Origin of the sequence: Clostridium boliviensis (assembly GCF_033342255.1) — a bacterium.
Lineage (GTDB): Bacteria > Bacillota > Clostridia > Lachnospirales > Lachnospiraceae > Lacrimispora > Lacrimispora boliviensis.
Genome location: NZ_JAWONS010000222.1, coordinates 1 through 1,721 on the forward strand (window position 1 = coordinate 1; position 1,721 = coordinate 1,721).

1 protein-coding gene is annotated in these 1,721 nt (G+C 38.8%); it reads right to left on the reverse strand.

Translation table 11 applies throughout. The annotated features are described in order from the left end of the window. Positions 1-1,214 (reverse strand): group II intron reverse transcriptase/maturase (gene ltrA / locus RZO55_RS14595; RefSeq protein WP_318065001.1); only part of this gene is annotated, 1,214 nt, incomplete at its 3' end. Positions 1,215-1,721: the final 507 nt, after the last annotated feature.

The window sequence follows — 1,721 nt, forward strand, 5'->3', positions numbered from 1 at the left end:
ATAAAGTTCACAACATTCATTCCGCTTTGTCTGTACAAACCGAGCCTTGAATTTGCTACTTTGTAAATTGATTCATGGTCGAATCCATTCTTATTCTTCTGATTGAGATAGCATAGATTTCTATATATTGTCTTAGGTGTTTTCCATTGCTTTATAACTATCACTCTTATCTTGTGCCTAAGCCATGCTCCAAACTCTTGCATGAACATTTTCATCATTCCAATTCTAAAGTAATTAATCCATCCCCTGACTACTTCATTCACTCGCTTAATGGTTACTGCAAGTGGACGTGCGATAGCTTTGTTTCTTTTGAGGTATTCACTCAATTTCTGCTTTAGCTTCTTTTTCTTTTCTGTGGTAGGTTTTACTTTCCATTCACCACCGTGATTCAGAAAAGTGAATCCAAGATATTTACTTCTTGTTGGTCTGACTACTTTTGTTTTGGTTGCATTTACTTTCAGAAAAAGTTTTCTTTCTATCCAATCTGTGATGGATTTCATCACTCTATTGGCTGCCATCTCACTTTTGGTAAACACCATTGTATCGTCAGCATACCTTGTAAAACGAAGTCCTCTTTGCTCCAGTTCCTTATCTAATTTATCAAGATATACATTAGATAGTACAACTGAAAGGGGACCGCCCTGTGGCACACCGCTTGTTGTCGCTTTCTCTAGTCCTTTTTCCATTGCTCCCGCTTTCAGGTATTTCCGAATCAGGTTCAATGTAGTACTGTCATTTACTTGTTCTCTAAGAATTTGAATTAATTTGTCATGATTTACTTTATCAAAGAACTGCTCTATATCAATGTCTATTACCCATTCATATCCCTCATTCAGATACTCCAATGCTTGTTTTATGGCATCATGACAACTTCTTCCTGGTCTAAAGCCATAACTAAACTCACTGAATAGTTCTTCATAGGTATCTATAATGGGCTGAGCAATAGCTTGTTGGACTACTCTATCTAAGACTGTTGGAATTCCTAATGGTCTCATTTTTCCATTATCTTTCGGAATATAAACTCTACGGACTGGCTTTGGCATATAGGTTCGGTTTCTGATTGACTGGACAATTTCATCTTTGTATTCCTTGATGTATGCACCAAGTTCCTCGACTTTCATTCCATCAACTCCGCCTGCCCCTTTGTTTGCCACTACTTTCTTATAGGCTCTGTTTAGATTTTCTTTTGATGTAATCACATCTATTAATTCCATTCGTTGTTACTCCTCTGATTATTACAAAATTTATGCATAACACCCCTCTCGATATAGACAGTATTCCTCGGTTACGTTCCTACTTTTCCCATCCATCTGATTTCTGGTTTATGCACCATTCTCTTAATAACGATTTGTACTATAAATCGTTTCAGTCCTTCAGCTGTTACGCCTACTATGACATCATCTGACTCCCTCCCTAAACCTTTTTCGACCACATCTTTCGATGTGTGGGTAGGGTCTCCCAAGGTAAGACACTAATCTTTCATTCCACAACCTCTTGATTTACAACTTTGGTTATACGTTTACCTTTTGGGCTTCGGTTTGTTCGGCAACCTTACCCACCTCATCGCCTTATCAAGTTTCTGTTCGTAGGCTCAAGAACTTTGCTATGCGCTTCCTTCATCTATGCCATTACTGACACCAACTTGCGCTCCGCTACACTTGGCGGTAAATACCCGTGGTCAGACTTTCACTGACTAGATTAGTGCCATGCTTGGCACACCA